Here is an 8,791-nt window from a genome sequence, read left to right on the forward strand (position 1 = left end):
ATCAAGCCCGGCTCGGTGCGCATCGAGATGGCGGACGGCAGCGAAGAGTTCGTCTTCGTGGCCGGCGGCATCCTCGAAGTGCAACCCAACTGCGTCACGGTGCTGTCCGATACAGCCATCCGTGGCAAGGACCTCGACGACGAGAAGGCCAACAAGGCCAAGGCCGCCGCCGAGGAAGCACTGAAGAACGCCAAGGGCGAGCTGGACCTGGCCAAGGCCCAGTCCGAGCTGGCCGTCATGGCAGCGCAAATCGCTGCCCTGCGCAAGTTCCGCCAAAAGCGCTGAGCTTTTGCCGCGCAACAAAAAACCGCTCCTTGGAGCGGTTTTTTTATGTCTGAAGCGTTGGCGCGATCAATCGCACTTTGCCTGGTAGACATAGACCACGGCATTGTCCTTGGGGTCGACGACGCGGCGCTTGTGCAGCTGGGCCTTTTCGGGCGCAGGGCACAGGGCCTTGACCTGGGCTTCGCACTTGCGTGGATCGTCTTCCTTGAGCTTGCAGCTCAGCACATAGTCATAGACCACGGGAGTTTCGGTGCTGCTGTTGCCCAGGCTGGCACAGCCGGTCAGGCCGAGGAGGGTGGCTGCAATGACTGCCAATGTCTTCATGGATAGCTCCGGTATTGAAAAGGGAATGCAGCAACGCTATCACATGTAGTGACACCTGTGACCAAGCCCGCGAGCCATGTTTCACCTGGCGGCGTTTCAGGGCCTGAAGCCATGGCCTGTACGCAGGCGCACCGGCGCATCGGGCAGTTCGTCACCATCGAGGGGCGCAGCGCCCGCATCCACTTTGAAATGCGTGTGCAGCAGCGCCGTGACATAGCCCAATGCCTGGGTCAGTCCGTCTTCATAGTGACCGTCATGGAATGCCGAGCCCATTTCCTGCGCCAGCTTTTCCCAGGTGTCGGCGGGAATGACGCGCGTCAGGCCGCGGTCGGCAATGATCTCGATCGCATGGTCGGCGAGCAGCAGATAGATCAGCACGCCGTTGTTGTGCTCGGTGTCCCAGACCCGCAGCTTGCCGAACAGCGCGACCGCGCGTTCGCGCGCCGAAGCGTCGCGCCACACATAGGACAGCGGCAGGCCGGCCTCGACGCAGATGCGGATCTCGCCTGTGTGGCGCTGCTCGCTCGCGGCAACGCGCCGGCCCAGGCGGTCCAGCAGTTCATCGGGCACAGCGGCCTGCATCCGGCCTTCGGCCCAGCGGTGGCGCAGCAGGCGCGCGAGGCGTTGCATCCAATTGCGCATGTTCACCACCTCCCCGAGGCGCCGCCGCCACCAAAACTGCCGCCGCCACCGGAGCTGAAGCCGCCGCCACCGAATCCGCCCCCGCCGCCGAATCCGCCGCCACCGCCGAACCCGCCACCGCCAATATGCATTCCCTTGCCGTTGGACAGCAGCGTGATCAGCAATGCAATGACGCCAGCGCCGCCGGCGAGCAGCAGGCTGGTGGTGAGCCAGAAGGCGACCGCACCCGTGCCTGCACCCATCAGCACGGCGCCCAGGCGGTTGCCGAAGATGGCGCGCGCCATCGGCCGAAGCACCGACACCGCGATGAACAGGAAGATCGCCAGCGATTCGAGGTCCAGGTCGCCCTTGGCCTGAGAAGATTTCTTGCCGGGCGGCGGCAACTGCTCGCCCGCGATCAATTTGCCTATCTGCGTGATCCCGGCACTGAGCCCGCCCGCGTAGTCATCGGCGCGAAAGCGCGGCTGCATGGTCTCGTCCAGAATGCGTGCGGCCGCGATATCGGGAATTGCGCCTTCAAGCTTGCGTGCGACTTCGATGCGCATGCGCCTGTCGTTCTTGGCAACCACGACCAGCAGGCCGTCGCCGACCTCGCGCCGGCCGATCTTCCAGTCGCTGGCGACGCGGTAGGCATAGGCTGCAATGTCTTCCGGCGCCGTAGTGGCAACCATCAGCACCACGACCTGTGAGCCATGCTGGCTTTCAATCGCCGCGAGCTGGGCTTCGAGCGCCGTGCGATCGGCCGCAGCGAGCGTGCCGGTCTGATCGATGACGCGCGCGGTGAGGGCGGGCACGGGCTGCAGCGCCTGTGCACCGGCTTGCAGCGGCGCGCCGGCAATCAGCAGCAGGGTCAGCAGCCAGCGCCAGGCCAGCGTGAATGGCATGGGGTGCCCGAATCAGCGTGCGGGGGCCGGGGCCGGCTTGGAGAAGTCCACGCTGGGCGGCGCGGAGATCTGGGCCTCGTTTTGCACCGTGAAGTTGGGCTTGGGCGCGTAGCTGAAGACCTTGGCCGTGAGGTTGGTCGGGAAGCTGCGCGCGAGCACGTTGTAGGCCTGCACGGTCTGGATGTACTGGTTGCGCGCGACGGTGATGCGGTTTTCCGTGCCTTCGAGCGTCACGCGCAGATCGCGGAAGCCCTGGTTGGCCTGCAGCTGCGGGTAGCGCTCCGAAACCACCATCAGGCGCGACAACGCGCCCGACAGCTCGCCCTGGGCCTGCTGGAACTTGGCGAAGGCCGCGGGGTCGTTGATCAGTTCGGGCGTGGCCTGTATGGATGTGGCCTTGGCGCGCGCTTCGATCACCTTGGTCAACGTTTCCTGCTCGAAATTGGCCTCGCCCTTGACGGTGGCGACGATGTTGGGCACCAGATCGGCGCGGCGCTGGTACTGATTGAGCACTTCGCTCCATGCGGCTTTGGACTGTTCGTCCAGGCGCTGGAAATCGTTGTAGCCGCAGCCCGTGAGGGCCAGGGCCGTGAACAGAATGGCGAGAAGGCGTTTCATAGTAGGCTTGTGCTGGCACCCGGTGACGGGCGAGATGGCAGCCAAGGCTGCCGGTGCAGACGATTGTGCCGCATGTACCCTGGTAAGGGTAGGTAGGAGCAGGCCGCGAACCAAAGGAGACCGTGATGGACGATATCGTGAAACAGGCCATGGCCAAATGGCCCAATGTGCCCGACTGCTTCGGCTGGCTGGGACTGGATGCGCGCGGCCAGTGGTTCCTGCGTGACGACGCAGTGCAGGCGCTGGGCGCATTCCCGCAGAGCAAAGGCTCACTTCTGGAGCATGAGAAGCTGCTGGCCTTCATTGCACGCAACTATGCGAGCGATGATCTCGGGCGCTGGTTCTTCCAGAACGGGCCGCAGCGCGTCTATGTGGAACTCGAGGCCGCGCCGTTTGTCTGGCGCTTGCAGCCCGGCGGCGAGGTACAGGCCCAGACCGGGGCGCTGGCCACGCCCCAAGCGTGTCTGGTCGACGAGCAGGGCCGGGTCTATCTGGTGACAGAGCTGGGCCTGGGACTGGTGCACAGCCAGGATGTGGGGCTGGTGGCCGATGGGCTGGAGCAGCAGCGCTGGCCGCAGGAGGAGGTCCTGGCCAGCAGCCTGCCCGCGCGTTTTGGCTTTGTGCCCAGCCCCGCGCAGCAGACCTGAAACGCCGGCCCGCAGGCCTCTTTGCCCGCAGCGTGCCGCGGTATTACTTCGCCGCTTCGCCTTCGGCCGCCGCAGGCGCCTGGGGCTCATCGAACTTGCCGCCGGCCGCATTGGCCATGAAGACCACGCCGCGCGCGATTTCGGTGTCGTTGAAGTCGCCGCCGCCCTGGGGCGCCATCGCGCCCTTGCCCTTGAGCGCCGAGGTGACCAGTGCCTCGAAGCCCTGCGCCAGGCGCGGACCCCAGGCAGCGGCATCGCCGAACTTGGGCGCACCGGCGACGCCAGCCGCATGGCAGGCCGCGCATTGGCCGTTGTAGACCGCTTCGCCGCCGCGCAGCGGACGGTTGGCGTCACGGATTTCGATCTGCCCCACTTTTTGCAGGCGCTGGGCCTTGGCCATCTCGGGATTGCCTACGCCCGGGCCGGGCTTGCTGCCGGAGTTGACGAACATCACCAGGCCGATGATCACCAGGACCGGAATCACAAAAGAGAGAAAGACGGCGATCAGCAACTGCTTGGGGTTCTTGATCGGGCCTGCATGGGCTTCTTCGTGGGGGGTGGCACTCATGACGTCCTCAATATTTTTAGGGGTATAGACCAGCAGGGAATTATATGGGGCGCCTGTCGTCCGGTGGCTGCGCGTTTCCCCGTGCGTGTGCACTACGGCAAACAAGCTGCACGGGACATGATCTGGCGCAAGAAAAAAGGCCATGCCCCGGAGGTCATGGCCTTTGCTGTGCAGCCGCGCGGGCGCGGATCTCAGCGCTGGGCTGCGGGGGCCGGCGCGTTGCTGGCCAGCGGTGTGGGCGAATTCACGCCCCCGCCCAGCGCCTTGTACAGCAGCAGCTGGTTCTGCAGCTGGGCCAGGCGCACCTGCACCACCGATTGCTCGAGCGTGAACAGCGTGCGCTGGGCATCGAGCAGATCGAGGTAGCTCGACACGCCGTTGGTATAGCGCAGGTCGGACAGCTTCAGGCGCACGGTTTCGGCCTCGAGCTGGGCGCGCTGGGCGCGTTCCTGCTCCTGCAGCGCGGTCTGGCTGTCGAGTGCGTCCGAGACTTCGCGGAATGCGGTCTGGATGGCTTTCTCGTACTGGGCGACCGCGATCTGGCGACCGACCTGGGCGGCGTCGAGGTTGGCGCTGTTGCGGCCGGCGTCGAAGATAGGCAGCAGTGCCGACGGTGCGAGCGAGAAGCCCCAGGCGCCGCTCTTGAACAGCCCCGAGAGTTCATTGCTGGCCGTGCCGACCTGGGCCGTGAGCGCGATGCGCGGGAAGAAATTCGCGCGCGCCGCGCCGATGTTGGCGTTGGCTGCAATCAGCTGCTGCTCCGCCTGACGGATGTCGGGGCGCTGTATCAGCAGATCGGACGGCAGGCCCGCGGGCAGCGGAGCCAGTGCCGGCGCCTGGTCCAGCCGGGTGTTGGTGATGCCGGCGTTGATTTCGGGCGGCAGCGACTGGCCCAGCAACAGCGTCAGTGCATTGGCGTCGAGCGCGCGTTGGCGCTGCTGCTGTGCGAGCGTGGCGCGCGCGGCTTCGGTCAGCGACACCGCCTGGCGATAGTCAAGCTCGGAAGTCGCGCCGGCGTCGAAGCGCAGCTTGGTCAGGCCGACCGAGGCTTCGCGGGTCTCGAGCGTGCGGCGCGAAATGGCCAGCAGTTCCTCGTCGGCCAGCAGCGTGTACCAGGCGCTGGCGACCGATGCCACCAAGCTCACCTGCGTGGCGCGCATGCCTTCCTCGGTCGCGAGGTACTGTGCCAGGGCCTGCTGCTTGAGGCTGCCCACACGACCGAAGAAGTCGAGCTCCCAGGCCGTGGTCTGCAGGCCCACGCTGTAGGCGTTGGCATAGCCGCCGTTGACCGTATCGGGTGCGCGCGACGCCGTCATGCCGCCCTGAATGGTCGGGAACTGGTCGGCGCGCGTGATCCGGTACTGGGCCCGGGCCTGCTCGATGTTCAGCACCGCGACCTGCAGGTCGCGGTTGTTGGTCAGCGCCAGGCCGATCAGCTGCTGCAGGCGGGCATCGGTGAAGTAGTCCTGCCAGGGCAGGGCGGCAGCCGCCTGGGCGCTCGCGCCTGCCCCTTGCGGGGCGCTGCTGTAGCTTGCGGGCACGGGCGCCGCGGGGCGCTCGTAGGTGGGAATGAACGAGCAGCCGGCCATCAGCAAGGCCGCTGCGAGCGCTACGGGAGTGCAGCGGTTAATCATGGCGCAGGGCCTCCGGGTTGTGGGCGGAAGCTTCGGGAGGATTGATATCCTCGGCATGCTTCTTGCCCTTGAAGAGCGAGCGGACGATCACAAAGAAGACGGGCACGAAGAACACCGCCAGCACGGTGCCGGTGATGATGCCGCCGAGCACGCCGGTGCCGATCGCGCGCTGGCTGGCCGAGCTTGCGCCCGAGGCCAGGACCAGCGGCACCACGCCCAGGCCGAAGGCCAGCGAGGTCATGATGATCGGGCGGAAACGCAGGTGGGCGGCTTCGATCGCGGCCTGGACCACGCTCTTGCCCTGGGCCTGCAGGTCCTTGGCGAACTCGATGATCAGAATCGCGTTCTTGGCCGTCAGACCGATGATGGTGATCAGCCCGACCTGGAAGTACACGTCGTTGGAGTAGCCACGCAGCAGCGTGCCCAGCACCACCCCGAGCACGCCCAGCGGCACGACCAGAATCACGGCCAGCGGAATCGTCCAGCTCTCGTACAGCGCGGCCAGGCACAGGAACACGGCCAGGATGGCGAAGCTGTACAGGATCAGCGACTGCGAGCCGGCCAGCTTTTCTTCGTACGACTGGCCGGTCCACTCGTAGCCGAAGCCGTCGGGCAGCTGCGCGACCATGCGCTCGATTTCCGCCATCGCGTCACCCGTGCTGTAGCCCGGTGCGGGCATGCCGGTGAGCTTCATCGCGGGGTAGCCGTTGTAGCGCAGCGTCTGCTGCGCACCGACGACCCAGCGCGTGCTGGCAAAGGCCGAGAACGGCACGGGCTGGCCCTGGGCGTTGGGCGCCGTGAGCTGCATCAGGTCTTCGCCCTGCATCCGCGCAGGCGCATCGGCCTGCACGATCACGCGCTGCAGACGACCCTTGTTCGGGAAGTCGTTGACGTAGCTCGAGCCCAGCGAGGTGGACAGCGTCGAGTTGATCGCGCTGAACGCCACACCCAGCGCGCTGGCCTTGTCGCGGTCGATGTCGATCTGCAGCTGCGGTGCGTCTTCCAGGCCTTCGGGGCGCACCTGTGTCAGCACCTTGCTTTGCGAGGCCATGCCCAGCAACTGGTTGCGCGCATTGACCAGCGCGGTATGGCCGTTGCTGCCGCGGTCCTGCAGGCGCAGCGTGAAGCCCGACGAGTTGCCGAGTTCGGGAATGGGCGGCGGGCTCAGCGCGAACACGAAGGCATCGCGCACGCCCGACATCGCTCCCATGATGCGGCCCGCAATCGCGTCGGCCGAATGCTCCGCGCCGTGGCGTTCGCCCCAGTCCTTGAGCGTGATGAACGCCAGGCCGGCATTCTGGCCCTGGCCCGAGAAGCTGAAGCCCAGCACGCTGACCATGCTCGAGACTTCGGGCTGCTTGAGCGCAAACTTTTCCACTTCTTCCATCACTGCCTGGGTACGTTGCAGCGTTGCGCCTGGCGGCAGCTGGACGTTGGCGATGACCGTGCCCTGGTCTTCACCGGGCAGGAAGGAGGTGGGCAGGTTCTTGAAGACCAGCGCTGCGGCGCCAAGAATGGCGACGTAGATGACAAGATAGCGCGCGGCCTTCTTGAGCATGCGCGCGACCACGCTTTCATAGCCCTTGGCGGTCTGGCTGAAGCGGCGGTTGAACCAGCTGAAGAACTTGTTCTTCTTGGCGTCGTGGTCCACGGGCTTGAGCAGCGTGGCGCACAGCGCGGGCGTCAGCGACAGCGCCATGAACGCCGAGAAGGCGATCGAGGCCACCATCACGGTGGCGAACTGGCGATAGATGTTGCCCGTGGAGCCGGCGAAGAACGCCAGCGGCACGAACACCGAGATCAGCACCACGGTCACGCCGATGATGGCGCCCGAGATCTGGCCCATCGCCTTGCGCGTTGCGGCGCGCGGCGGCAGCTTTTCCTCTTCCATGATGCGCTCGACGTTCTCGACCACCACGATCGCATCATCCACCACGATGCCGATCACCAGCACCATGCCGAACATGGTCAGCACGTTGATCGAGAAGCCCAGGGCCAGCAGCGTGGCAAAGGTGCCCAGCAGTGCGATGGGCACGACGATGGTCGGGATGATGGTGTAGCGCCAGTTCTGCAGGAACAGGAACATCACCAGGAACACCAGTGCCACGGCTTCGACCAGCGTCTTCGCGACCTGCTTGATCGAGATGCTCACGAAGTTCGAGCTGTCGTAGGGAATCGACCATTCGACGCCTTCAGGGAAGAACTTCTGCAGCTCCTCGAGCTTGGCGCGCACGTCCTTGGCGGCGGCCAGCGCATTGCCCGAAGGCGAGAGCTGGACACCGATACCGACGGCGGGCTGGCCGTTCAGGCGCGCCGAAGTCGACAGGCTTTGCTGGCCGATTTCAATGCGCGCCACATCTTTCAGGCGCACGGTCGAGCCGTCGGTCTGGGCGCGCAGCACGATGTTGCCGAACTGCTCGGGCGTGGACAGCTGGCCGCGCACGGTGACCGTGGCCGAGATCGACTGGCCGGTGATGTTGGGCAGCTCGCCGATCGCGCCGGACGCGACCTGGGCGTTCTGCGACTGGATCGCGGCCGTCACTTCAGCCGACGACAGGTTGAAGCCCTGCAGCTTGGCTGGGTCTATCCAGATGCGCATCGCCTGCTCGGAGCCGAACAGCTGCACCTGGCCGATGCCGGTGACACGCTGGAGTTCGGGCACCAGGTTGCGGGTCGCGTAATCGCCCAGCGCCGTCGTATCCCATTCCGGATTCTTCGATGCCAGCATCGCGAACAGCAGGAAGTTGGCGGCCGACTTGTCGACCTTCACACCCTGCTGTGTCACGGCTGCGGGCAGGCGCGGCGTGGCGCGCGAAAGACGGTTCTGCACATCGACCTGGGCCAGCTCGGGGTTGGTTCCCTGCGCAAAGCTCACGGTGATCGAACCCGTGCCGTTGGCCTGGGCGACCGACTCCATATAGAGCAGTCCGGGCGAGCCGTTCATCTCGCGCTCGATGACGGACAGCACGCTGTCTTCCAGGGTCTGGGCGGAAGCACCGGGATAGGCGGTGCTGATGACGATGGCCGGAGGGGCCACGGGCGGGTATTGCGCAATCGGCAACTGCGTGAGTGAGACCGAGCCCATCACGATGATGAACAGCGCGATCACCCAGGCAAAGATGGGGCGCTCAATAAAAAACTTGGCCATGACGGATGCCTTTACTTGTCAGCCGCTGCGGCAGCCGGTGC

9 protein-coding genes are annotated in these 8,791 nt (G+C 65.8%); 2 read left to right on the forward strand and 7 right to left on the reverse strand.

What is annotated here, in order from left to right; translation table 11 throughout:
• Window positions 1-285: ATP synthase F1 subunit epsilon (gene atpC / locus RR928_RS22215; RefSeq protein WP_332684299.1), on the forward strand; the 285-nt coding region annotated here is incomplete at its 5' end.
• Between the two features lie 66 nt (window positions 286-351).
• On the opposite strand, the gene RR928_RS22220 is transcribed toward atpC, so the two are convergent.
• The 4 genes from RR928_RS22220 to RR928_RS22235 form a co-directional block, all read right to left on the reverse strand.
• The gene (locus tag RR928_RS22220; protein ID WP_332539531.1) at window positions 352-609 is read right to left on the reverse strand and encodes a hypothetical protein; all 258 of its coding nucleotides are present in this window, start codon (window positions 607-609) and stop codon (window positions 352-354) included.
• A 96-nt stretch (window positions 610-705) separates the two neighbouring features.
• Window positions 706-1,251, reverse strand: a complete 546-nt coding sequence (locus tag RR928_RS22225) for a TPM domain-containing protein (protein WP_332684301.1) — start codon at window positions 1,249-1,251, stop codon at window positions 706-708.
• Between the two features lie 2 nt (window positions 1,252-1,253).
• Window positions 1,254-2,135, reverse strand: coding sequence for a TPM domain-containing protein (locus RR928_RS22230; protein WP_332539529.1), 882 nt, complete (start codon window positions 2,133-2,135; stop codon window positions 1,254-1,256).
• A 12-nt stretch (window positions 2,136-2,147) separates the two neighbouring features.
• Window positions 2,148-2,753 carry a LemA family protein gene (locus RR928_RS22235; RefSeq protein WP_332539528.1) on the reverse strand — a complete coding sequence of 202 codons (606 nt, stop codon included), beginning with the start codon at window positions 2,751-2,753 and terminating at the stop codon, window positions 2,148-2,150.
• A gap of 125 nt (window positions 2,754-2,878) precedes the next feature.
• Between RR928_RS22235 and RR928_RS22240 the strand changes: the two genes are divergently transcribed.
• Window positions 2,879-3,400, forward strand: coding sequence for a DUF2946 family protein (locus RR928_RS22240; protein ID WP_332539526.1), 522 nt, complete (start codon window positions 2,879-2,881; stop codon window positions 3,398-3,400).
• Window positions 3,401-3,443: 43 nt separating this feature from the next.
• On the opposite strand, the gene RR928_RS22245 is transcribed toward RR928_RS22240, so the two are convergent.
• From RR928_RS22245 to RR928_RS22255, 3 genes are all read right to left on the reverse strand, one after another.
• Window positions 3,444-3,968: a c-type cytochrome gene (locus RR928_RS22245; RefSeq protein WP_332539525.1), complete on the reverse strand. Its 525-nt coding sequence runs from the start codon at window positions 3,966-3,968 to the stop codon at window positions 3,444-3,446.
• A gap of 191 nt (window positions 3,969-4,159) precedes the next feature.
• Window positions 4,160-5,602, reverse strand: a complete 1,443-nt coding sequence (locus tag RR928_RS22250; RefSeq protein WP_332539524.1) for an efflux transporter outer membrane subunit — start codon at window positions 5,600-5,602, stop codon at window positions 4,160-4,162.
• Complete coding sequence (locus tag RR928_RS22255) at window positions 5,595-8,750, reverse strand: efflux RND transporter permease subunit (RefSeq protein WP_332539523.1); 3,156 nt, start codon at window positions 8,748-8,750, stop codon at window positions 5,595-5,597. Before RR928_RS22255 ends, RR928_RS22250 begins: the two co-directional genes overlap by 8 nt.
• Window positions 8,751-8,791 lie beyond the last annotated feature (41 nt).

The organism is Comamonas sp., assembly GCF_036666375.1.
Classification (GTDB): Bacteria; Pseudomonadota; Gammaproteobacteria; order Burkholderiales; family Burkholderiaceae_C; genus Comamonas.